This window comes from Bacillus sp. SIMBA_074, assembly GCF_046534555.1.
GTDB classification, from domain to species: domain Bacteria; phylum Bacillota; class Bacilli; order Bacillales; family Bacillaceae_G; genus Bacillus_A; species Bacillus_A mycoides.
Genome location: NZ_JAWRYM010000007.1, coordinates 64323 through 87630 on the forward strand (window position 1 = coordinate 64323; position 23308 = coordinate 87630).

General features: G+C 34.9%; 22 protein-coding genes and 1 riboswitch. Of the genes, 13 read left to right on the top strand and 9 right to left on the bottom strand.

Annotated features, from left to right (window positions below):
* Window positions 1-10: 10 nt before the first annotated feature.
* Together ahpF and ahpC are read right to left on the bottom strand one after the other, a co-directional pair.
* Complete coding sequence (gene ahpF, locus SB773_RS10725; RefSeq protein WP_002124933.1) at window positions 11-1537, bottom strand: alkyl hydroperoxide reductase subunit F; 1527 nt, start codon at window positions 1535-1537, stop codon at window positions 11-13.
* A gap of 14 nt (window positions 1538-1551) precedes the next feature.
* A complete protein-coding gene (ahpC, locus tag SB773_RS10730; RefSeq protein ID WP_000924420.1) occupies window positions 1552-2115 on the bottom strand; it encodes an alkyl hydroperoxide reductase subunit C in 564 nt (187 codons plus the stop codon).
* Window positions 2116-2705: 590 nt separating this feature from the next.
* On the opposite strand from ahpC, the gene mtnK reads away from it, so the two are divergent.
* From mtnK to SB773_RS10745, 3 genes are read left to right on the top strand one after another with little or no spacing between them, the layout of a single operon-like run.
* On the top strand, window positions 2706-3935 hold the full coding sequence (gene mtnK, locus SB773_RS10735) for an S-methyl-5-thioribose kinase (protein ID WP_410589854.1): 1230 nt from the start codon (window positions 2706-2708) through the stop codon (window positions 3933-3935).
* A 12-nt stretch (window positions 3936-3947) separates the two neighbouring features.
* Window positions 3948-4991 carry an S-methyl-5-thioribose-1-phosphate isomerase gene (gene mtnA / locus SB773_RS10740; protein WP_131246575.1) on the top strand — a complete coding sequence of 348 codons (1044 nt, stop codon included), beginning with the start codon at window positions 3948-3950 and terminating at the stop codon, window positions 4989-4991.
* A gap of 54 nt (window positions 4992-5045) precedes the next feature.
* On the top strand, window positions 5046-5687 hold the full coding sequence (locus SB773_RS10745; protein ID WP_002029515.1) for an L-fuculose-phosphate aldolase: 642 nt from the start codon (window positions 5046-5048) through the stop codon (window positions 5685-5687).
* Window positions 5688-5733: 46 nt separating this feature from the next.
* On the opposite strand, the gene SB773_RS10750 is transcribed toward SB773_RS10745, so the two are convergent.
* The 3 genes from SB773_RS10750 to SB773_RS10760 are packed head-to-tail and all read right to left on the bottom strand — an operon-like array spanning window position 5734 to window position 8744.
* Window positions 5734-6741, bottom strand: a complete 1008-nt coding sequence (locus SB773_RS10750; protein ID WP_033708739.1) for a FecCD family ABC transporter permease — start codon at window positions 6739-6741, stop codon at window positions 5734-5736.
* Complete coding sequence (locus tag SB773_RS10755; protein WP_410589857.1) at window positions 6738-7778, bottom strand: FecCD family ABC transporter permease; 1041 nt, start codon at window positions 7776-7778, stop codon at window positions 6738-6740. Before SB773_RS10755 ends, SB773_RS10750 begins: the two co-directional genes overlap by 4 nt.
* 48 nt (window positions 7779-7826) lie before the next feature.
* A complete protein-coding gene (locus tag SB773_RS10760) occupies window positions 7827-8744 on the bottom strand; it encodes an iron-hydroxamate ABC transporter substrate-binding protein (protein WP_410589859.1) in 918 nt (305 codons plus the stop codon).
* Window positions 8745-9074: 330 nt separating this feature from the next.
* Between SB773_RS10760 and SB773_RS10765 the strand changes: the two genes are divergently transcribed.
* Window positions 9075-10124 (top strand): NAD(P)/FAD-dependent oxidoreductase, encoded by a 1050-nt coding sequence (locus tag SB773_RS10765; RefSeq protein WP_002091284.1) that lies wholly within the window; start codon window positions 9075-9077, stop codon window positions 10122-10124.
* Between the two features lie 231 nt (window positions 10125-10355).
* Here SB773_RS10765 and SB773_RS10770 read toward each other — a convergent pair whose 3' ends face one another.
* The gene (locus tag SB773_RS10770; RefSeq protein WP_002010187.1) at window positions 10356-10724 is read right to left on the bottom strand and encodes a hypothetical protein; all 369 of its coding nucleotides are present in this window, start codon (window positions 10722-10724) and stop codon (window positions 10356-10358) included.
* 182 nt (window positions 10725-10906) lie between these two features.
* Between SB773_RS10770 and SB773_RS10775 the strand changes: the two genes are divergently transcribed.
* The 7 genes from SB773_RS10775 (at window position 10907) to SB773_RS10805 (ending at window position 16703) form a co-directional block, all read left to right on the top strand.
* Window positions 10907-11146 (top strand): helix-turn-helix domain-containing protein, encoded by a 240-nt coding sequence (locus SB773_RS10775; protein WP_002010190.1) that lies wholly within the window; start codon window positions 10907-10909, stop codon window positions 11144-11146.
* A gap of 247 nt (window positions 11147-11393) precedes the next feature.
* Complete coding sequence (locus SB773_RS10780; protein ID WP_410589862.1) at window positions 11394-11906, top strand: spore coat protein; 513 nt, start codon at window positions 11394-11396, stop codon at window positions 11904-11906.
* A gap of 20 nt (window positions 11907-11926) precedes the next feature.
* Entirely contained in the window at window positions 11927-12376 is a 450-nt protein-coding gene (locus tag SB773_RS10785) for a spore coat protein (protein WP_410589864.1), read from the top strand.
* A gap of 178 nt (window positions 12377-12554) precedes the next feature.
* Window positions 12555-13223 carry an LSm family protein gene (locus tag SB773_RS10790; RefSeq protein ID WP_002016710.1) on the top strand — a complete coding sequence of 223 codons (669 nt, stop codon included), beginning with the start codon at window positions 12555-12557 and terminating at the stop codon, window positions 13221-13223.
* A 231-nt stretch (window positions 13224-13454) separates the two neighbouring features.
* A complete protein-coding gene (locus tag SB773_RS10795; protein ID WP_012260248.1) occupies window positions 13455-14720 on the top strand; it encodes a hypothetical protein in 1266 nt (421 codons plus the stop codon).
* A gap of 143 nt (window positions 14721-14863) precedes the next feature.
* The gene (locus tag SB773_RS10800; RefSeq protein WP_410589867.1) at window positions 14864-16090 is read left to right on the top strand and encodes an ATP-binding protein; all 1227 of its coding nucleotides are present in this window, start codon (window positions 14864-14866) and stop codon (window positions 16088-16090) included.
* A 229-nt stretch (window positions 16091-16319) separates the two neighbouring features.
* Complete coding sequence (locus tag SB773_RS10805; RefSeq protein WP_033708170.1) at window positions 16320-16703, top strand: hypothetical protein; 384 nt, start codon at window positions 16320-16322, stop codon at window positions 16701-16703.
* Between the two features lie 25 nt (window positions 16704-16728).
* On the opposite strand, the gene SB773_RS10810 is transcribed toward SB773_RS10805, so the two are convergent.
* The gene (locus SB773_RS10810; protein WP_410589869.1) at window positions 16729-17361 is read right to left on the bottom strand and encodes a cyclase family protein; all 633 of its coding nucleotides are present in this window, start codon (window positions 17359-17361) and stop codon (window positions 16729-16731) included.
* Between the two features lie 85 nt (window positions 17362-17446).
* Window positions 17447-17559, bottom strand: a riboswitch (SAM riboswitch).
* A gap of 149 nt (window positions 17560-17708) precedes the next feature.
* Here SB773_RS10810 and SB773_RS10815 point away from each other — a divergent pair.
* Together SB773_RS10815 and SB773_RS10820 are read left to right on the top strand one after the other, a co-directional pair.
* A complete protein-coding gene (locus SB773_RS10815) occupies window positions 17709-18818 on the top strand; it encodes a PRK06851 family protein (RefSeq protein ID WP_002091275.1) in 1110 nt (369 codons plus the stop codon).
* Window positions 18819-18931: 113 nt separating this feature from the next.
* Window positions 18932-19714: a nucleotidyltransferase domain-containing protein gene (locus SB773_RS10820; RefSeq protein ID WP_410589871.1), complete on the top strand. Its 783-nt coding sequence runs from the start codon at window positions 18932-18934 to the stop codon at window positions 19712-19714.
* A 134-nt stretch (window positions 19715-19848) separates the two neighbouring features.
* Here the strand turns inward: SB773_RS10820 and SB773_RS10825 are convergent, their stop codons facing one another.
* Complete coding sequence (locus SB773_RS10825) at window positions 19849-21150, bottom strand: MFS transporter (protein WP_410589873.1); 1302 nt, start codon at window positions 21148-21150, stop codon at window positions 19849-19851.
* Between the two features lie 142 nt (window positions 21151-21292).
* On the bottom strand, window positions 21293-22819 hold the full coding sequence (locus SB773_RS10830; RefSeq protein WP_410589875.1) for an FAD-dependent oxidoreductase: 1527 nt from the start codon (window positions 22817-22819) through the stop codon (window positions 21293-21295).
* Window positions 22820-23308 lie beyond the last annotated feature (489 nt).

The following is a 23308-nucleotide window of genomic DNA, read 5'->3' on the forward strand; positions in this document are numbered from 1 at the left end:
GTCTATATAATTAGTTACGGATTAAGTAATCAAATGCACCTAAAGCTGCATTCGCACCTGAACCCATAGAGATAATGATTTGTTTGTACGGATTATTTGTACAGTCACCTGCACCAAACACTCCTGGTACGTTTGTAGCGCCGTGCTTGTCTGTTACGATTTCACCGCGAACGCGTTCAACTGTTTCGCCTAACCAGTCTGTGTTTGGCACAAGACCGATTTGAACGAATACACCTTGTAATTCAACATGGTGTACTTCTTCAGTTTCACGATCGATGTAAGAAATACCGTTTACTTTATCAGTACCAGTGATTTCTTTCGTTTGAACGTTTTTCAGAACAGTTACGTTTGGTAAGCTGTTAAGACGTTCTTGTAATACAGCATCAGCTTTTAATTCTGGCATGAATTCAAGAACAGTTACGTGCTTAACAATACCTGCTAAGTCGATAGCTGCTTCAATACCAGAGTTACCACCGCCGATAACCGCTACATCTTTTCCGATGAATAATGGACCGTCACAGTGTGGGCAGTATGCTACACCTTTGTTTTTGAACTCAGCTTCACCCGGTACGCCAACATTACGCCAGCGAGCACCTGTTGAAACGATTACGCTCTTACTTTTCAGAATAGCGCCGTTTTCAAGTTCCACTTCAATAAGTTCTTTTTTCTCTAAACGTTTCGCACGTTGTAGATTCATTACATCGATGTCGTATTCTTTTACGTGCTCTTCAAGGCTTGCTACTAGCTTAGGACCTTCAGTGCGTTTTACGCTGATGAAGTTCTCAATACCCATAGTATCCATTACTTGACCACCGAAGCGCTCAGCAACGATACCAGTACGGATGCCTTTACGTGCTGCATAAATTGCTGCACTTGCACCAGCTGGGCCGCCACCAACAACAAGAACATCGTATGGATCTTTATCAGAAAGCTCTGATGCATCTGGACCGTTACCCATTTTAGCTAAAATTTCTTCAAGTGTCATACGACCGCTTCCGAAAGATTCGCCGTTTAGGTAAACAGTTGGTACTGCCATGATGTCTTTACTTTCTACTTCCTCTTTGAATGCAGCGCCATCAATCATAGTATGTGTAATACCAGAGTTTAGAACGCTCATTACGTTAAGAGCTTGTACAACATCAGGACAGTTATGACAACTTAGGCTGATATAAGATTCAAAATGATATTCGCCTTGAATGTTTTTGATTTGATCGATTAATTTTTGTTCAACTTTTGGAGCACGTCCACTCACTTGTAGTAAAGCTAACACTAATGAAGTAAATTCGTGTCCTAATGGAATACCAGCGAATACGACACCAGTGTCTTCGCCAGGGCGATTTACGCTAAAGCTTGGTGTTCTCTCTAGTTCAACTTTTTCTACTGTAATCTTTGATGACATAGTAGCTAATTCATCTACTAGAGATAACATATCTTTAGATACGTTATCGTCTCCTGCGCTTACTTTAAGTAAAATATCGTTCTCCATTAACTGAAGGTATTGGGATAGTTGTGTTTTTATATCTGCATCTAGTATCATTTTGATCGAACTCCTTAGATTTTGCCTACAAGGTCAAGGCTTGGTTTAAGTGTTGCAGAACCCTCTTGCCATTTAGCTGGACAAACTTCACCTGGGTTGTTACGTACGTATTGAGCTGCTTTAATTTTGTTAACAAGAATGCTTGCGTCACGGCCGATACCGTCAGCATTGATTTCCATAGATTGGATAACGCCGTCTGGATCGATGATGAATGTACCACGAGCAGCAAGACCTTCTTCTTCCATTAAAACGTTGAAGTTTGTAGTGATTGTGCGAGTTGGGTCACCAATCATAATGTATTCGATTTTGCCGATAGTTTCTGAGCTATCATGCCATGCTTTGTGAGTGAAGTGAGTGTCTGTAGATACAGAGTATACTTCAACGCCTAAGTCTTTTAGAGTTGCGTATTGGTTTTGTAAGTCTTCAAGTTCAGTTGGACAAACGAATGTGAAGTCTGCTGGGTAGAAACAAACTACGCTCCATTTTCCTTTTAAACTTTCGTCAGTAACTTGGATAAATTCTCCATTATGGTAAGCATTAGCTTTAAACGGTTTTACTTCTGTGCCGATTAATAACATATTAAAATTCCTCCTAAAGGTTGGTTTTGAGCATCGGAAATTAGTTTGCTCATAAAATATATTTTTTAATTAACTATAATAATTCTAATTCGATATTAATTATCATATAGAAGTGGTTATTTTGTCAAGAGAATAAACCAACTTTATACCAATTTAATTAATATTTATTCTCAATTAAGGCTGCTAGGGAATTAAAAGGTAATTTTCAAGTCATAAATTTTCAATGAGTGTTTGAAAGAGTAGTGTGTATGTTAGAGACATGGTGTAAGTATAAATTCTTAGGAAGGAAATATTTTTTAGAAGTTGTGGATTTGAAAAGGAACTGCTTACTTCTATTTTACAAAGAATTGTGCAATAAATAAAACAAAATGTATCGGAATCTTTGTGAACAATTATTGTCATCATAAATATATATAATAAGAAGTATATTGCAATGAGAAATAGAAACATTGACGCTCATTTCTAACAAGATATAATAAAAGCGAGATATGTATTGCAATAGAGAAGATATAGTATAGATTGAAAAAGTTTCAGTCTATTATTTTTTACGGCTTTTAGAAAACGTTTACATTTAGTGTGGAGGGGAAACCATGTCTAAGTTCACGAAGTATTTTTTAATGGAAGCTAAAGATGTGATTGCATATGTGCAAGAGAAATTACCTAAGTTCGAGCATGCAAAGGGGCTAAAGTGTAAAGAAATAGGTGATGGTAATTTAAATTATGTGTTCCGCGTTTGGGATGAACAGAAGAACATTTCTGTCATTGTAAAGCAAGCTGGGGATACAGCGCGTATTTCAGATGAGTTTAAGTTGTCGACGAATCGAATCCGTATAGAATCAGATGTTTTGCGATTAGAAGGAGAGTTAGCATCTGGACTCGTGCCAAATGTATATTTGTTTGATAGTGTGATGAATTGTTGCGTGATGGAAGATTTATCAGATCACACAATATTGCGTACAGCACTCATAAATCATCAAATGTTTCCGAGGCTTGCTAATGATTTAACTACTTTTATGGTAAATACTCTTCTATTAACATCAGATGTTGTAATGAATCATAAAGAGAAGAAGGAACTCGTGAAGAATTATATAAATCCTGAGTTATGTGAGATTACAGAGGACCTCGTATATTCAGAGCCATTCACAAACCATAATAAACGCAACGAATTGTTTCAATTAAATGAAGGATGGATTAGGGAGCATATTTATAGTGATAAAGAGCTTCGTATGGAAGTAGCAAAACTTAAGTTTTCGTTTATGACGAATGCACAAGCGCTACTTCACGGTGATTTACATACTGGTTCTGTTTTTGTGAAAAGTGATTCTACAAAGGTTATTGATCCTGAATTTGCTTTTTATGGACCTATGGGATATGACGTTGGGAATATAATGGCGAATTTAATGTTTGCTTGGGTGAATGCAGATGCAGTGATGCAATCTGGTATTGAGAAAGATACATATATGAACTGGATAGAATCTACCATGATAGATGTAATTGATTTATTTAAGAAGAAGTTTTTAGATGCTTGGGATATTCATGTGACAGAGATTATGGCGAAGGAAGAAGGCTTTAACCGAGTTTATTTACAATCTGTATTAGAGGATACATCTGCAGTGACGGGTCTTGAGCTAATTCGTCGTATTGTTGGTCTAGCGAAGGTACAGGATATTACTTGTATTGAGAATGATGCAGCGCGTGCTAGAGCGGAGCGAATTTGTCTTCAGGCAGCGAAGAAGTTTATTTTACAAGCGAATCAATATGAAACAGGTAGTAGCTTTGTAGAAACGTTAAAAAAACAGTCAATGCATAGTGCGAAATAAGGGGAGAAGATGATGGCAGAGCAATTAATACCAATTCAGTGGAAAGATTATGCTTTAGTGTTATTGGATCAAACGGTATTACCGAACGAAGTAGTCTATGAATCTTTTAAAACGGCTGAGGGTGTGTGGGATGCGATTCAAGTAATGAAAGTACGAGGAGCGCCGGCAATAGGTGTTTCAGCAGCCTACGGTGTGTATTTAGGAGTAAAGGAAGTTGCGGAAAGTTCGGCGGAAGAATTCATAGCGGAAGTAAAAAAGGTATGTGCATACTTAGCGACATCAAGACCGACAGCAGTAAATTTATTTTGGGCGCTTGAAAGAATGGAAAGTGTTGCGAAAGAGAATGCTCACTTATCAATTGCGCAGTTGAAAGATAGATTATTAGAAGAAGCAAAAGAGATTCATAGAGAAGATGAAGAAATTAACCGTCAAATTGGAGAACATGCATTAACATTATTCCATGATGGCATGGGGGTATTAACGCATTGTAATGCAGGTGCGTTAGCAACGACTAAGTATGGCACTGCGACAGCTCCAATGTACTTAGCGAAAGAAAAAGGATGGGACTTGAAAATCTATTCCGATGAAACACGCCCTAGATTACAAGGTTCAACGTTAACGGCATTAGAACTGCAGCGAGCGGGAATTGATGTAACGGTCATTACAGATAATATGGCGGCAATGGTCATGTCACAAGGGAAAATCGATGCAGTAATCGTTGGATGTGATCGTGTAGCAGCAAACGGGGATGTAGCAAATAAAATTGGAACATTAGGTGTTTCGATTTTGGCTAAATATTATAACATTCCGTTTTATGTAGCGGCACCAACGCCGACAATTGATTTGAAAACACTGACAGGAAAAGAAATTCCAATTGAAGAAAGGGATGCTTCTGAAGTGATCAATCGTTTCGGACAATACTCTGCTCCGCAAGAAAGTAAAGTATACAATCCGGCATTTGATGTCACGCCATATGAAAATGTAACAGCGATTATTACGGAAAAAGGAATTGTGAGAGCACCGTTTATGGAGAATTTAAAAAAGCTATTTCAATAAGTAGATAGTTTTTAGAAAAATAGTCATCATAAGTTTCTTACTAGGGGGATGTATATGTTACTGCAAAAAGAAAGAGAAGAAGTTGTAGCGTACGGAAAGAAAATGATTTCTAGTGGTTTAACAAAGGGGACTGGCGGTAATATTAGTATTTTCAATCGTGAACAAGGTCTTGTTGCAATTAGCCCAAGTGGTCTAGATTATTATGAAACGACGCCTGAAGATGTAGTTATATTGAATTTAGATGGTGAAGTGATAGAAGGAGAGAGAAAACCATCAAGCGAATTAGATATGCACCTTATCTATTATAGAAATCGTGAAGATATAAATGCGCTTGTGCATACACATTCTCCTTACGCGAAGACGATTGCATCATTAGGGTGGGAACTTCCTGCAGTATCGTATTTAATTGCTTTCGCAGGCCCGAATGTACGCTGTGCACCGTATGAAACATTTGGTACGGAGCAATTAGCAGAGGCTGCTTTCGAGGGCATGATTGATCGCCGTGCAGTTTTACTTGCGAACCATGGTTTAATGGCCGGAGCGAATAATATAAAAATGGCGTTTACTATTGCAGAAGAAATAGAGTTTTGTGCTCAAATTTATTATCAAACGAAAAGTGTCGGAGAACCGAAATTACTGCCAGAAGACGAGATGGAGAATTTGGCGAAGAAGTTTGAAGGGTATGGGCAGCAGTAGAATGAAATGAAAACACCCTCAAGAAAAAAATCTTGAGGGTGTTTCTCTATGCCTTCTTCAATAACAAATACATAAAGTAAGGTGCACCAATTAAAGCAACGACAATACCAGCTGGAATACCGCTAGGTTCGACGATATTTCGTCCAATTGTATCCGCTAGTAGTAATAACCATCCACCGATTAAAACGGCGATAGGGATGAATATTTGATGCCTTGGACCTACTAAAGATTTGGCGATGTGAGGAGCCATAAGTCCGATAAAGCTAATGCCTCCTGTTACGGAAACAGCAGCGGCAGCAAGTGCAACGGCTGCGATTAATAAGTATCTTCGTTCTTTTTCAATTTCAATTCCAACACCGATTGCTACTGGTTCGTTTAATGCTAGTATATTTAATCGATTTGCTTTATAGAAGACAAATGGGATTAATACGATTAGCCATGGAAGCATTGCTAAAACAAATGTCCAGTCATCTCCCCAAATGTTTCCGGCAATCCATTTAGCGATAAAGTCTACTTTCATACGATCTGCAGATGAAATAAGTACAATCATCGCGCCAGATAGTGCAAAGGAAAAACCGATGCCGGTTAATGTTAATCTTATTGGCTGAAGGCCTGTGGATTTGCTATATGAAAATACGTAAATTAGAACAGCTGTTAGAAACGCACCGATAAATCCAACGACTGGTAGTAGGTAAAGAAATGAACCTACGTCTATCGGGAAATATAGAAAGAAAACAGAAACTGCAACACCAGCACCAGCGTTAATGCCGAGAATACCAGGTTCAGCTAAATCGTTTCGGGTAATACCTTGTAATATAGCACCTGATAAAGCGAGTGCCATACCAGCTAATAATGTAATGACGATTCTAGGTAGCCTTAAAGAATATAAAACGAATTCTTCTTTAAATGTACCTTGTCCCATAAGTGTTGGGATTAATCTGTCATAGGAGAGAGCGGCAGAACCGAGTCCCATTCCAATTACAATTGTTGTGATGGTAAGTATGAGTAATGCAAGTATGATAAGGCGTTGTTTCTTTAGAATAGATTGCATCATGAGAAAGTTCTTCCTCCTTTACGTACAATAAATAGGAAGAATGGTAATCCTACAATTGCGACGATTGCAGCAACTGGTGTTTCATACGGAGCGTTAATTGTACGTCCGATTGTGTCTGCGAGCAGCATAAAGGAAGCACCAGCAATCGCTGACATCGGTATAACAAAACGGTAATCTGGTCCAACGATTGGACGAACCATATGGGGTACCATAAGGCCGATAAATGCCATGTTTCCGACAAGTGCTACAGAAGCACCAGCAAGCAAGATAATAATGATAAATAAAATCGTTTTAATAACGATTATTTTTTGACCGAGTCCAACGGCAACTTCTTCACTGAAACTAAGAACTGTTAATTTCTTTGCAAGTAAGATAGCGATAAATATACTTATTGAAATAACCGGAATAATAATTTTTAATTGGCTCCAACTCGTTCCAATTACGCCCCCAGCCGTCCACATTGATACATCTTGTGAAATTTTAAAGTAAATGCCAACACCTTCTGAGATTGCAAGTAGAAATGCTGAAACAGCAGCACCAGCTAATACAATTCGAAGAGGGGAAAGTCCGCCCTTTTTCACCATGCCAATTCCAAATAACATAATAGCGCCAATTGCAGCACCGATAAAGCAAGCTAGTGTTAAGTAAAGGTAGCTTATAGAAGGATTGAAGGCAAGTGTTAGTGCAAGTGCAGCATTTGCGCCACCAGTTAGGCCAAGTAATCCAGGATCGGCAAGTGGGTTTCGCGTTAATCCTTGCATAATTGCACCAGAAACAGCGAGTCCAGCTCCTACAAAAATAGCAGCAACTTCACGTGGTAAACGTATTTCACGAAGGATGGATAGCTTATCTCCTTTAGCAGAGGAAGTAAGTGCTAACCATACGTCTTTTATAGAAGTATCTGCAGCGCCTAACACCATTGCAAACATAAAAATAAGAAAGAATGCAATGATACTCAAAATTAATTTGTATGTAAAAGCGTTGGAACGTAGGTTGTCTTGCTCTTTTTTCATTCGTTTCACATCTTTTCTTTTCATAGAATAAAGGAAGAGGAATTCTTAAATTAAGAATTCCTCATGTTTGTATTATTGACCAAGAAAGCTCTTCTTGAAGAAGTCTAGTTGGAAATCTAATGTAAGTGGATCATTGAAATAGAATTCCATCATGTTTGCTTCATATACACGATTATTTTTTACTGCTGGAATGTTTTTATATGATTCTGTCTCTTGGAATGAGTTATCAGTATCTTTGTTTTTACTTACGATTAAGTAATCACCAGCAAACTCAGGTAATACCTCAGTAGATAATGCGTAGTATCCTTCTTTTAAAGCTTTTTCTTTTACTTTTTCAGGCATTTTTAATTTCATTTCTTGGTAAAGAATTTCTGTTCCACGGCCCCAGTTTTCGCCGTATACGTAAAGCTGTTTGTTGAAGTTTTCAACAACAGAAACGGTTGCATCTTCACCAATCTTCGCTTTAATGCCTTTTCCAGCTGTTTGTGCGCGTTTCTTGAAATCATCAACCCAAGTTTTTGCTTCTTTTTCTTTATTTAATAATTTACCGATTTCTAAGTGTTGTGTTAAGTAATCAACTTTTCCGTAAGTGTATGTTACAGTAGGAGCGATTTTCTTTAACTTATCAACATTTTTAATATTTGATAAACCAATGATTAAATCTGGATTTAATTCAGCAATCTTTTCAACATTCTCATCTGATACTTCAGCGACATTTTTCAGTTTGCTATCGAAACGTGGGTTTTGTTTAGACCATGAATCTACCCCAACAAGATTTACACCTAATGACATTACGTTACCAGCGAATGATGATAGGACAACAACACGTTGTGGATTTGCTGGAACTTCTACTTTACCATTTTCAGATTGGTATGTAATTGTTTCTGATTTCTTACCTTTTGCGTCGTTCTTCTTGTCTGTTGACCCGTTGCTACAAGCACTCATAACAAGGACGAACAGAACTGTTAGTGAAATAAATAATTTTTTCATCGTCTTTCTCCTTTAGATAGATGATATGTGATATACAATAAATTGTTTAGCTTTGATCTTTTGAAAAGTTAGTGGTAATACAAAAGTCTTATTAACAATCTTGAACTTGAGATTTTACCATATAGTATTCACCATAGTAATAGAAGAAGATGTAATCTCACAGTTGCTAATAATTAACAAATTGATAATGATTATCACTATTGATTCTTTAAATACTATAATTTTATATAGGTGTATTGTCAATAGTGATTTTGATTGTAAAATTTATAAAAACAAGTTATATTTTATTGAGAATGATAATCAATTATTAGTAGCTGAGGAGTGACACGAATGAATCAAGAAGAATTGTTTGATGTAACTGTGATAGGCGGAGGACCTGCAGGGCTTTATTCAGCTTTTTATAGTGGACTAAGAGAGATGAAAACGAAAATAATAGAATTTCAACCACAGTTAGGTGGAAAAATACATGTTTATCCGGAGAAAATGATTTGGGATATTGGCGGATTATTACCGGTTACTGGTGAGAAATTAATTGAGCAACTTGTACAACAAGGATTAACATTTCAGCCTGAAGTTGTATTGAATACAAAAATAGAATCAATTATTCGTAATCAGGATGGCATTTTTACGTTGAAAACAAGCTCTGGGGAAGAACATTTTTCAAAAACAGTGATTGTCGCAACTGGGAGTGGTATATTGAATCCACAAAAGTTATCAATTGAAGGTGCTGAGAGATTCGAAGTCTCAAATTTAAATTATACAGTTAAATCGTTAAAACGTTTCAAAGATAAAACGGTAATTATTTCAGGCGGAGGGAACTCCGCAATTGATTGGGCGAACGAATTAGAACCAATTGCGAAAAAAGTTTATTTAACATATAGAAAAGAAGAATTATCTGGTCATGAAGCACAAGTAAAACAACTTATGAACAGTTCAGCAGAATGTTTCTTTAATACATCGATTACAAAATTAATTGCTGGTGATAACCATGAAGCGATTGAATATGTAGAATTAACAAATCATGAAACTGGAGAAGTTTCTCATTTATCTATCGATGAAGTTATTATTAATCATGGATATGAACGCGATATAACATTATTAGAAAATAGTGAGCTAGATGTTGCTATTGTTGATAATTATTATATTGCAGGGAATGCAAATAGTGAGTCCTCGGTAGACGGATTATATGCCGCTGGAGATATTTTAAAGCATGACGGAAAATTACATTTAATTGCAGGAGCATTCCAAGATGCTGGAAATGCTGTGAATAAAGCGAAACAATTCATTCAACCAGATGCAAGTGAGTACGGAATGGTTTCTTCCCATAATGAAGTATTTAAGAAGAGAAATCGAGAATTGATTAAGCAGATGATGAAATAATAAAGGAACAAGTATACCCCCATTTACATCTCTATTTCTATGGACGAGAGATACAAATGGGGTTTTTCCTGTTTACTATATTTTCAATCATTTTCATGACACCGTTTTCATTAGTTCATGTCATATGAATGTATTTCTATAAAAAGGGAACACAAAGACTTGAACATTTTATTTGTAAATCTTTCTAGGAAACAATGAATCTATAGTTGGTTTGTGCGGACCATTATTAAATTATGCTGTCCCTTTTTCCTGTTCATTAGGAAATGGGATATTTTGTATAGAAACAATATATTGTTTTCCATGTTGTCGAGCTAATGATTCTAATATTTGACGAACGCGTTTTGTAAGATTGCCTTGTTTTTTTATAGCTTCACAATATGCATCATAGAAAACGTATTTAGCCCAAAGGAAATCATCTTGTTGGAATAAGAAATGATTTTTGTACCATTCACCAATCGTATGATAACAATTATTTTCATGTACTGCTGCACTTTGTGAAAGAATACGATCGGATAAAGACTTAGATAGATGAGAAATTGTGTTTTCTGTTTCAACTCGTAATGTTTTTTCTAACATTGTAATGATGTGACGAGTAGCCATATGTTAACTCTCCTTTGTGTAAATGGGTAATACCATTCTATATTTAAAAAAATACTTACTATACTATTATACAATATATGGAATGCATCTACCTGCTTTTTAATTTGTATTTACAAAATCTTTTTTATTTGTTTACAAAAATAAAGTAAGATACATTATGTATATGAAAAAATAATAAAGGAATGAACACATTGTATATAACGATAGAAGAGGCTGCGGAGTATTTGAAATTACCAAAATCGTATGTTGAAGACTTAATTCAGCAAAAGAAAGTTCGTGCATTGTTTGATGGAGAGCAATATTTAATAAATAAGGAACAGTTTAATACACATTTAGAACAAATGGAGAAATATAAGCAGTTAGTGGAAGAAATATTAAATGAACCAATTCCAGAAGATATGGATGTTAAAGACGAAGATTAAATTTATAAAAGCCCCCGTATTAAGATATGCAGAAATGTATCTTAATACGGGGGCTTTTTATATTAAGGGATGAAAAAGTCATCCGAAATCCTAGAGTTACTTTAAGGGAAAGAAGATTTTATGGGGATTAGTACTATTAGTTAAAAGCATATTTTTTCATAGCGGGGACAAACATAGCGAACATAACCTGTACAGATACATATACTATCAGTGCAAAAGCTTATAAATTAATGGAAGGGGTTTTCTCGTGAGTTTATTTCATTGTGATTTTTTGAAAGACTTAATTGGATCTTACGTGAGAGTAAATAGGGGTGGTCCAGAATCTCAAAAAGGAATAATAGTTGGAGTATGTTCGGATTACTTTGTATTAAAGAATGAAAAAGGAGAGCTGTATTACTATCAGCTTCGCCATCTAAAAAGCATTACAAAAAATACGAAAGATTGTGAAGCAGATGATTATGGATGGTTAGAATATGAAGATGACTTTGAAAAGCTACTTCAAAGCTTCAAATATCGCTGGGTGAAAATTAATCGGGGTGGCCCAGAAAAAATTGAAGGTATTTTACAAGATGTTTCTTGTGATTATGTGACATTAATTGTAAAAGAAGAAGTTATATTAATCTCAATAACTCATATTAAGAGTGTTAGTTATAGCCCAGTAGTGTGCGGAGAGAGCGAAGAAAGTAACAGTGAAAGCAACAGTGAAAGCAATAATTCAGGTCGAACTCGTGCACAAAGACAATCAAGTAGAGGAAGATAATAAGGAAGGAGGATACGAACTTGGAGAGCGTATTATGCTGTGATCAAATTAAAGGTTTAGTCGGTGAGAATGTAAAAGTAAATCTGCGCGGACCAGAAAGTCGAGTAGGTGTACTGTTATCGTTAGGAAAAGATTACCTTACACTACAATTACCTCATGGAGAAGTAGTGTATTATCAGCTGAAACATGTGAAGAGTCTAGTCAAGAAAGTGAAAGAAACAAAATGTGACGATTACTATGGTTCATGTTTCTATTCTGATGAAGATACTTTTTTTGATGTATTAAAAGACCTGAAGTATAAGTGGATAAAGATTAATCGCGGTGGACCAGAGTGTGTAGAAGGTTTATTAAGTGAAGTGCATGAAGAATGTATTACACTAGTAAACTGTGATGAGGTTATTTATATAATTAATTATCATATTAAGAGTGTGAGTCAAGTAGTGAAATGTAAAAAGAATGAAGATGAATAATGTTTAATAAATAAGAGGGGCATTATGATTGGAAGTAAAGAACGATTTCATAGTTCGCTACAATTATGAACGATATATGAAAAGGATCTCTTACTATTAAAAGACAGAACATTGCCCTGATTATTTTTTTAGAAATGGAAGGCAGGAAAAGTAGTATTTTATAGAAAGGAGGATATAGATGAATGAGTTAAACAAAAATATTGGAGAAAATATATACGTTAAATTAATCGGTGAAAAAAGATTTAAAGGTGTATTAATTGATGTAGGAAATGATATTGTAGTTCTTTACAATGGACAAGACTATGTATATATATCTTTATACCATATCCAGTATTATAAATTTTTAAGAGAGCATGATGAAGAAATATTAAAGCCTGGTGTGGACTCTGTAATTAAGAGGGAATCACCTTCAATTTCTTTGAGAAAAGTATTAATCACATCTAAAGGGATTTTTACAGAAATTTATGTGGCAGGAAATGTTCCGATACACGGTTATGTTACAAGTGTGATGAACGATTATATTGTTTTTTATAGCCCTGTTTACAAAACTGTATATATATCTTTAAAGCATTTGAAGTGGTTAATTCCTTATAAAGAGAACCAAGTGCCTTATTCCCTCAATAAAAATGAACTCCCCGTAAATCCATTAAATATTACTCTAGCTAGAACTTTTGAAGAACAGCTTATTAAAATGTCAGGGAAAATTATGGTGTTTGATTTAGGCGAGGAATCTAATAAAATCGGAAAGATGACGAAAATTGATGAAGGGCATATTGAAATATTAAAAGCACGTGACGCAAAAATGTACGTGAATATTCAACATGTGAAATCTGTCCATTGTCCGTAGGCTAGTTGAAAGGGCTGGCCTTTTCTTTTATATATAGGGAAGAAAAGGTCGAGCCTATTTGTTTAATTCGATTTGGATATGAGGGGGAAATGAATTGAATATCATATAGGTATGTTAGTGTGATCTTTGAAGGGGCAATCTTGTACTAAAGGTGTACGAGCTACCTTTTTGTGTATTCAACTCACTTTTGAGGAAGTGCTGCTCAACTACTTTATTAAAGGGGTTTTGTTTGTGGAGCAGTTTCCAGATTCGTTTTCGATTACATTACTTGGCAGTGCTGGTGGAGCAGCAAAAGCAGTGTTAGCAATTTTGAATCAAGCGGTAGTAAATGAAAAAGATCCAATTTATGAAGTGATAAAGAATGTGAACTTCCATTTGGTGGATATAAAACAAAAAGATAAAAGTTATTATGATGAGTTGTTTCCAAATTTGAAAGAGCAATTTTTTTTATATGAAATAAACCTTCAAGATGTGGTCAAATTTAAACATCATTTAAAGGAAAAAAGAACGAAGGTTGTTATTGATGTTTCAGGTGCAGATACAATTAGGGTACTGAGTTGTTGTAATGACCTTGGCATTTGTTATATTAATTCGGCTTTGGAAAATGAGGCAGTAGATCAAGACGATAGTTTACTTGGTTTTCAGCTTACGGAAAGGTATACGAGGTTTGAGAAGGAGAAAGAAACATTTACAAATACAAGAGCGATTATAGGCTCAGGTATGAATCCTGGTGTTGTTCAATGGATGGTTGTTGAGCTTATGAAAGAACGTCCAAATGAAAAGCCGCGAGCATGCTATATTGTAGAACATGATAATTCATTTTTGAATGATAAAGAGCTTATAAAACCTCATACACTTTATGCATCATGGGCAGTTGAGCGTTTTCTTGATGAAGCGATATGGAGTTATCCTATGTATATGAGTCATCATCGTCCACTTTACTTTTATGAGGATGTATATGCTTCAGAGTATAAAGTAAAGTTAGGTGAAAAAGAATTTTATGGTTGCTTAATGCCACATGAAGAAGTTTTAATTTTAGGGAAATCTTTTAATATGGAAGTGGGTTTTCTTTATCGGATCAATGAGTATACAACAAACTTAATTAGACAGAACTTAGACAAAGTGGAAGATTTATGGAATTGGAATCGTAAAGTATTTAATCCAGCAGAAGATGATATTATAGGAGAAGATTTAGTCGGTGTGTTACTCGTTTATGAACATAATGAGACATACATGTATAATGTAATGAATAGTAGCCAAGTTTTTCGAAAATATAAAACAAATGCGACGTACTTCCAAGTAGGGTGTGGAATTTATGCTGGCTTATGTAGTTTACTGTTAGATACTTTTGGACAAGGCGCTTATTATGTAGAAGAATTATTATTAAATACTGAAAGTAAGTATGGGGAATATTTAAATTTATATATGAAGGATTTTGTAGTAGGACATAATAATTTTACAGATGGATTGCTAAATGATAGGGTAAGATGGATATAAATTGTAACTGAAAAGGAAGGAGCTGTATCTCCTTCCTTTTAGTATTAGAAGGTTACATGTTGCTCTGAAAGCAATTTCATAATTATAATTTAAAGAGATAACACTTGAAATGTTTTTTTGTATTGATCAAGAGGAGTTTTTATATGAACAAATACAAGAGCTTGATTTATGAAGAAAGAGAAGCTTTAAAAGTATTTATATTATTATTTTATATTATATTCTTTTTATATGACGTTATCTATTATTTTGTTTATCCCGCTATGAATATTAATGAAGCAAGGGTAGGGTGGCCAGAAGGTGGTATGGGAATAGGTGTATATATATTAGTAATATCTTTATTTCCTATTTCAATATATCTTCAAAAACAAGGTTATGCATATTTTGTGAAATACTTATTTTTAATTGGGTACATGCTTATTGATCTTATTAATAACTTAATGATTTATTTACACAGTGATCGTGTTTTTGAAAATGGAAATATGGTTGAAATATTTTTAATTCTATTTGCACCGATTTTCGTGAACAGAAAATATTTTTATTTCGTTTCCTGTAGTGTAATTGGAAAGTATGTATTTTTTACTTTGATATTACAAGATGTAAAAGTTGTGATTCCGCTTGTATTATGTATATTCTTTTTCATCATTTCGCATTCTTTATTAAAGAGATTTCAATCTTATGTAAGGACAGTTGTTGAGATGATGAACAGTATGAAAGAGACAGAAAACTTAGCGGTTATTGGGACTATGTCTACAACAATCGCTCATGAAATTCGAAATCCATTAACAGCTTTAAAAGGATTTACACAAATTCAAAAAGAAAGAAATCCTGAAGATACGATGAGCTATGAGATTATGCTGCAAGAAATTGAGAGAATTAATGGGTTTGTTAGTGAATTGATGTTATTAGGAAAACCGAAACCAACAAATTATGAATGGTGTAATATAGGGGAAATCCTTTTATATGTTGTACAGTTAATGGAAAGCTATGCGACTCAATATAAAGTGAAATTTAATTTGCAAGTAGATGGAAATTTACCCGTTATAAATGGTGATGATAAGCAATTAAAACAAGTGTTGTTAAACATCATCAAAAATGGAATTGAATCGATGCCAGGAGGCGGGAATATTCGGATTCTGGCATATGAAAAAGCTGGAGAGAACTTGTGTATTTCTGTTGAAGATCAAGGTCTTGGGATAGAAAATGAGAAAATAAAAAAGATCGGAAAAGCTTTTTATACAACAAAAGAGAATGGTACAGGTCTTGGATTAATGATTACATATAAAATTATTGAAGAACATCAAGGGAGTATCGCGATTGAAAGTAGTATGGGGATAGGAACGAAAGTGGAAATTTATTTACCAACAGTGTAGTGCATTAGACGAAATTACTTTTCAGAAAAGTGTTCTTGTTGTGTAAATATAAACATTTTATAAAATGTTTCAAGAAGGGTTTTTTTTATAAAAAACTTCGTTTATAATGGAGGAAAATATCGACATAGAGCTTTTAGCTCATGTAACGGTTCAGTAGTGTTATGAAAAGAAAAGAAGGGGTGCACGCGCATCCTTTTTTCTATGCAGATATGATGAAAGGGGTGGTATGATGGAATTAACATTAAATTCGACTGTATGCTTACACACGATTCAATTTCGAAAAGAGCAAAAGAACTATATTGTAAAAGATACGATTACAGGAGAGACATATGAAATGCCGCCACTTTGGATTGATGCACTAGCAATGATGCGTGACGGTTTTTTATTGGGAGAAATTGAGGAGAAATTAAAAGAAGAATATCCAGCAGAAGAAGTAAATATGGTAGCATTTACGAGGCAACTGTTAGAGCTAGAACTTGTCGAAATGGTAGATGGAGAAGAGATAGCTTGTACAAAGAAGAAAGATAAAGATTATTTAGCTTGGATACGCCCAAGGGTGGAGCAATTCTTTTTTAACTTAAATAAAAAATATAAAAGCAAAGGTCAAAAGTGATCTTTGCTTTTTTTGTAGACCATGTTTAAAAAATAACAGCGAATGCCCTTGCGAAAGCACCGTCACTATTTTTAATTTTTAAAGGTGCTGCTGAGAAAAAGAATCGTTTCGCTTTAATGGCATCTAAGTTTGTTAAGTTTTCAATTAAGTAAATATTATTTCCTAACAGTATGTGATGAATCGGTGATGTTTCTGTCGTTACCTCATCAGGAGAAATAAAATCTAAACCGACAGATTTTACTTTTAATTGAACTAGTTCTTCAGCTAATTCTTCGGAAAGATAAAACGCTTCTTTCTCATAAGCTTCGGTATTCCATTTATTAGATAGATTGGAATGGAAAATGACAATATCGCCTTCTTTTATGTCGACAGTGTGTAATACTTCCTTAGGTAATTTTTGCTCTTGAACATGAGTCACATCGATAAGAACAGCTTCGCCTACAAATTGATTTAGGGGTAATTGATCAATAGTGGTTGCGCCTGAAATGAAATGAGCAGGCGCATCACAATGCGTACCAACATGAACGACAGAATGAAAATTCGTAACTTGATAACCTGTTTCTTCAACGCTTGTAATGGCTTCTAGTTGGATTTTTGGTGTTCCAGGAAATTGAGACATATTATTTTCAAACGTTTGTGATAGATCAATTACTTTCATTTTACATACCTCCAATATATTGTTTTCAAATAATAAAAAGCCCATCCTTCATAATCAAGAAAGATGAGCTTTACATACTAGTTGAGTTTTATCTTCCAAAATGCAATGCATTTTGCAGGAATTAGCACCTATTCAGTTTGCATAAACTGAGGTTGCTGGGCTTCAAAGGACCGGTCCCTCTGCCTCTCTTGATAAAGGTTTATTCAGTTTTAAATTCGGAATGTTTGTGATATTTAAATTGTAATTCATTTCCTTTTTTCGTGCAATACAAATTAGGTGTTCACCCAAATAAAGTTGCTCGCATATTGTAGCTTATGTAAGTAGACTGTTGCGAAGGAGTGAGTGCAGTGACAGGGAATGTATTGAATTATTATGCTGGTGGCAATACAGCTAGAGGATTTCATAATTTATACGAAGAGAATTTAAAAGGACTAGATAGGTTGTTTATTTTAAAGGGTGGTCCAGGAACGGGAAAATCTTCTTTAATTAAGGCAATAGGTCGTGAATGGGTTGAAAAAGGATATGATATTGAACTTTTGCATTGTTCTTCTGATAATAAGTCAGTTGATGGAGTGATTATTCCGAAATTAAAAGTAGGAATTGTTGATGGAACATCACCGCATGTTATTGAGCCGAAAATGCCAGGAGTTATTGAAGAGTATATAAATTTAGGAGTTGCTTGGGACTCAGATAAATTAAGAAAGCAGAAGTTAGAAATTGAACGGTTTGTATTAGAAGCGGGCAAGGCTTTCAAATCTGCTTACGGATGTTTTAAAGAGGCGTTAGTTATACATGATGAGTGGGAGAAAATATATATTAATAACATTGATTTTAATAAAGCAAATGAACTAACAGAACAGCTAATTCAGAAATTATTTGCAGATAAAAAGGGAGAACAATCGATTGTGAAACATCGTTTTTTAGGAGCTGCTACACCGAAAGGAGCAGTTGATTTTGTTCCTAATTTAACAGAAGGATTACCACATCGTTATTTTATAAAAGGACGCCCGGGTTCTGGAAAATCAACAATGCTTAAAAAGTTATCGAAGGCAGCAGAAGAAAAAGGGTTTGAAGTAGAAGTATATCATTGTGGATTTGATCCAAATAGTCTCGATATGATTATCGTAAGAGAATTGGGATTTGCAATTTTTGATAGCACAGCACCGCATGAATACTTTCCAAGTCGCGAAGGTGATGAGATTATAGATATGTATGCTCTTATTGTTAAACCGGGGACGGATGAGAAGTATGCTACAGAAATTCGTGACGTTTCCATTCAATATAAAGCAAAAATGAATGAGGCAATGTCTTTCTTAGCAAAAGCAAAATCAGTTCGTGATAAATTAGAACGAATTTATATTGCTGCTATGGATTTTTCAAAAGTGGATGCATATAAAGAGGAGATTCAAAATGAGTTTGAACGCATTGCGGCTACTGTAATGGAAAAGAAAAAATAGGTGCTTTATTGAGCTGTCAGAAATTTTCTGACAGCTGTTTTGGTATATAGTAAAATTAGTCGTATATTTGTCGAATTACCAGGGAAATAATCAAAAAATGGAGATGGTATGAAATGAGAGAGAAAATTGAATTAGAACTAGAACGAATTGAAAAAGAGAATGATGTGAAAATTTTATTTGCAGTGGAATCAGGGAGTCGTGCTTGGGGATTCCCATCGAAAGATAGCGATTATGATGTTAGGTTTGTTTATATACATCCAGTAGAATGGTATTTATCAATTCATGATAAGCGTGATGTAATCGAATATCCAATTAGTGATGATTTAGACATAAGTGGTTGGGATATTAAAAAGGCATTGCAACTGTTTGAAAAGTCAAATCCAGCGTTACTCGAATGGATTCGATCGCCGATTTTTTATTCGAAAAACTCGAACCTTCCAGAACAGCTTCAGCAAATGAGTGAAAAGGATTTTAATCCGAAATCAACGATATATCATTACTTACATATGGCTTCAAAAAACTATCGTGAATTTTTACAAGGTGAAAATGTAAAGTTGAAAAAGTACTTTTACGTATTACGTCCTATTTTAGCTTGTAAATGGTTAGAAGAGAAAGGGACATTGCCCCCAGTAGAATTTGACCGGTTAATTATGGAACTATCAGTAGAGCCTAGTGTATTAGATGAAATTGAAAAGTTGTTAATAAAGAAAAAAGCAGGTACGGAATTAGATGTTGGATTGAAAATTGAGGTGTTAAATCAATTTTTAGAAGAACAAATTGATTATTATGAGCAATACGTGAAAGGGATTGAAAAGGGATTAGGGATTGATATTGAGAGTTTGAATACATTATTTCGAAATATGTTGTTTGAAGTATATGAAAAAGAGCACAAGTGAGTTTGTGCTCTTTTTTATCCCGCATTAACGGGCAGTAAGACTCCCACCTCAAGATTCGGCTGGAGCGAAGAAGTTAGGTGGGAGGTCAACTGCCCGTAAACGCCCGATTGGTGAGGGCTGATTAAAGTTTCACTTTATTTTGTAGGAATAAAGAAAACAGATATAGCTGCGATAAGACCTGCAAAGGAGAATAAGTAAAAATTCCACGCCAAGTCATATTGCATTGTCATAATAATACCGACAAGAATAGGGCCAGCAATCGCACCAACTCGGCCAAGTCCAAGTCCCCAGCCTAAGGAGGTAGCTCGTATATGTGATGGGAAGTATTGTGTTACATAAGCATTTAATATTTGAGTAATACCGACTGATCCAATTCCAGCAAGACCAATTAAAAGATAAATGATTGTAACAGATGGTTTAATTGTTAATAGTCCAATACATATGGCTGCCATAAGATAGGAGATACTAATAACAATTTTTGCTCCTATACGATCGGCAATCGCCCCAGCAAATAATGCACCGATAGCTGCAGTAATATTTAGTATAAGTAGAAATGATAAACTAGATCCAAGAGGGTATCCTGCCTGGCGCATCATCTGTGGTAGCCAAGTATTTAAACCGTATATTAAAAACATTCCCATTATATAAGTGAGCCAAAAAAGTAGTGTTGCTTTTATGTAATCTTTTGAGAATAACGTAAGAAATCCATTTTTCTTTTGTATATTAGATGGTGTTTCAGGAATTTCATCTTTTACATGGAGTTCAATTTGAAAGCGATTAAGAATTTTATTCACTTCTTCTTGTCGATTTCGCGATAATAAAAATTGAATGGACTCAGGTAAATAACGAATAATGAAAGGAATGAGGAGTAGCGGAATCATTCCGATGCCAAACATAATTCTCCATCCGAAATCTTCTAGCATAAACATGGATAAAATAGCGCCTAACACGATACCTAAAGGATAGCCGGTAAACATAAGAGCATAAATAAAAGATTGCCGTTTTTTTGGTGAATATTCAACAGTAAGTGCTGAAGCCGTTGGGATAACACCGCCTAATCCGATTCCTCCGATGAATCGAGATAACCCAAATAATTCAGGAGAAGGAGCAATTGCAGCTAAGCCCATTGTGATAGAAAAAAGGGCTAAACAGCATATAAGTGTCCATTTTCGTCCAATTAGATCTGTAATGGTTCCAACTAGAATAGCACCAATAAACATCCCAAATAAAGCATAGCTGGCAATTGTTCCAGCGTGGGCTGGTGATAGTGCCCAGCTGTTGTCTTCTAGGAGCTTTGGCAGAACGGCGCCGTAAATGCCTAAATCATATCCGTCAGCTAGAATGGCTAGCCAACAAATAAAAACAACAAGTTTTGTAATAGAACTTGAAAAGATAGTTTCTGTAGATTCTAGATGAGGTGGAGCAGAAGGTTGCATAGTATTCACTCCTTTTATTTGTAGATGAATATATTATTTTATTTAATGTTAATATTTCCCTGCGTATGTCGAAATTTATATGAAAAGGTGTCATGAAAAATAAAAAAGTTCAACAGGATTCCCGTTGAACTTTTTTGTTTTTTTATTCGTTATCAACTCGCTTTAATGGTTGATCTGCTGGACCTTCCATAACATCCCCATCAATTGAAAAACGGGAACCGTGACAAGGGCAATCCCAAGTACAATCACCGCTATTCCATGCAACTTCACAGCCGAGGTGTGTGCAAGTTGTATCGACGATATGTAATTTTCCTTCTTTATCTTTATAAGCACCTGCTCGTTTACCGTTGACATGTACAACAGAACCTTCGCCAACTTCAAGATTTTCTGGCTTACGTAATGCGGTTTCAATTTTTCCTTCAATTAAGTGTTTAGCAACATCAATGTTCTGAGAGAGGAAAGTTTTTATATCCGGATTTGCATGAAAGCGTGATGGTGCAAACAGTTCTTTATATGGGCTGTGGACTTTTAGAATGGAGTCCTTCAGTAAATGAGCTGCTGCAGTTCCAGTCGTCATTCCCCATTTACGATATCCAGTTGCCGCAAATATATTTGGATTCCTTTCGTTAATATGTCCGATATAAGGGAGTTTATCTAGCGTGATTAAATCTTGCGCTGACCATCTATAAGGAATTTCATCTACTCCAAAAGTAGATTCAGCAAAGGAATATAGTGCATCATAATGAAGCATCGTATTAATTCCTTGGCCTGTTTTATGGCTCTCTCCGCCAATCAATATCAACTTTTCTCCATTGCTTGTCGTATAACGTATGGAGCGTTTTGGATCATCGATACTTAAATACATGCCCCCTGGATAATCCGTTTTTGCTTTTATTGCGAGGGCATAGGAGCGTTCTGCGTACATTCGCGTAAAGAAAAAGCTATTAGCATCATAAAAAGGAAAATGTGAACAAGAGACAATATATTTACAAGTGATGCGATGGTCACCCTTTGTAATAACTTGTGGATAATCTCCTTTTTCCACATCAATAGCTGTTGTTTGCTCATAAACTTTTCCACCCATTTCCACAAACTTTTCTAAAAGTGTTTTTAAATAAAGGAGGGGATGGAATTGCGCTTGATTTTTCATCACAAGTGCAGATTGTACGGGAATAGGAATCGACAGGGATTGAACATAGTCACAAGGAATATTTAATTTTTGATAGGCTTCATATTCTTTCGTTAAATTTCGCAGGCCATTATTGGTAGTTGTATATAAATACGAATCTTCATTTGTGAAATTACAGTCGATTTTATATGTTTGTACAGTCTCGTTTATGAATTGTAGAGCTTTACTATTTGATTCGTAGTAAAGCCTGGCTTTTTCAACACCAAAATTGTTTATTAATTCATCATAAATAAGATCATGTTGAGCTGTTACTTTTGCGGTTGTATGCCCAGTTGTTCCATTTAAAACAGAACCAGAATCAATTAAAACGACTTTCATTCCTTCTTTAGCGAGTAAATAGGCGGTGGTAATGCCTGTAATACCAGCTCCGATAACAGCAACTTCTGTCTTTATATTTTCGGATAAATGAGGAAAAGTAGGAAATTGAGTAGATTCAATCCAATAGGATGATGGTAACTGCGGAAATGTGTCATCTGTCATTTTGAAAACCTCCAAATTAGAACAATTTTCCTTTTAATATTTCCATATTATATGGAATTCATGTATGTTGTTTTCGTAGCGTTCTATTCTTACTAAACGAAAGAAAAAAATATTTTAATATAATTATTTTATTGGGGCAGTATGAAGAAGTAGGATTTATATAAAGCTAAATTCAAGTGATTCCATTTGTTGATTACATAGAGAGTTCTTGAATAAGATAGAGTCTATGTTGTTTAAGTGGATATGTATATATACCTGATAAAGCCTTATGAAATCTATGCTTTTTCTTTAGTGAAATAAAGTATAATTATAAAAATATAACCAACTTTTATTACTAGGTCATAAAAGTTGTTGACAATATAGAAATTCTATTGTTATGATTCATCATGTGGAAAGGTTGATAGAGAGTAAAAAGAGAAATGTTTTTCATTGATAATAAAAGCGAAAATTAAGTGACGATAGAGTGAGTATATTTTCCTTATGATAAAT

Coding starts and splice junctions, on each gene's coding strand:
- ahpF (WP_002124933.1), bottom strand. CDS start 1,537: ATGATACTAGATGCAGATATAAAAACACAACTATCCCAATACCTTCAG.
- ahpC (WP_000924420.1), bottom strand. CDS start 2,115: ATGTTATTAATCGGCACAGAAGTAAAACCGTTTAAAGCTAATGCTTAC.
- mtnK (WP_410589854.1), top strand. CDS start 2,706: ATGTCTAAGTTCACGAAGTATTTTTTAATGGAAGCTAAAGATGTGATT.
- mtnA (WP_131246575.1), top strand. CDS start 3,948: ATGGCAGAGCAATTAATACCAATTCAGTGGAAAGATTATGCTTTAGTG.
- SB773_RS10745 (WP_002029515.1), top strand. CDS start 5,046: ATGTTACTGCAAAAAGAAAGAGAAGAAGTTGTAGCGTACGGAAAGAAA.
- SB773_RS10750 (WP_033708739.1), bottom strand. CDS start 6,741: ATGATGCAATCTATTCTAAAGAAACAACGCCTTATCATACTTGCATTA.
- SB773_RS10755 (WP_410589857.1), bottom strand. CDS start 7,778: ATGAAAAGAAAAGATGTGAAACGAATGAAAAAAGAGCAAGACAACCTA.
- SB773_RS10760 (WP_410589859.1), bottom strand. CDS start 8,744: ATGAAAAAATTATTTATTTCACTAACAGTTCTGTTCGTCCTTGTTATG.
- SB773_RS10765 (WP_002091284.1), top strand. CDS start 9,075: ATGAATCAAGAAGAATTGTTTGATGTAACTGTGATAGGCGGAGGACCT.
- SB773_RS10770 (WP_002010187.1), bottom strand. CDS start 10,724: ATGGCTACTCGTCACATCATTACAATGTTAGAAAAAACATTACGAGTT.
- SB773_RS10775 (WP_002010190.1), top strand. CDS start 10,907: ATGAACACATTGTATATAACGATAGAAGAGGCTGCGGAGTATTTGAAA.
- SB773_RS10790 (WP_002016710.1), top strand. CDS start 12,555: ATGAATGAGTTAAACAAAAATATTGGAGAAAATATATACGTTAAATTA.
- SB773_RS10800 (WP_410589867.1), top strand. CDS start 14,864: ATGAACAAATACAAGAGCTTGATTTATGAAGAAAGAGAAGCTTTAAAA.
- SB773_RS10805 (WP_033708170.1), top strand. CDS start 16,320: ATGGAATTAACATTAAATTCGACTGTATGCTTACACACGATTCAATTT.
- SB773_RS10810 (WP_410589869.1), bottom strand. CDS start 17,361: ATGAAAGTAATTGATCTATCACAAACGTTTGAAAATAATATGTCTCAA.
- SB773_RS10820 (WP_410589871.1), top strand. CDS start 18,932: ATGAGAGAGAAAATTGAATTAGAACTAGAACGAATTGAAAAAGAGAAT.
- SB773_RS10825 (WP_410589873.1), bottom strand. CDS start 21,150: ATGCAACCTTCTGCTCCACCTCATCTAGAATCTACAGAAACTATCTTT.
- SB773_RS10830 (WP_410589875.1), bottom strand. CDS start 22,819: ATGACAGATGACACATTTCCGCAGTTACCATCATCCTATTGGATTGAA.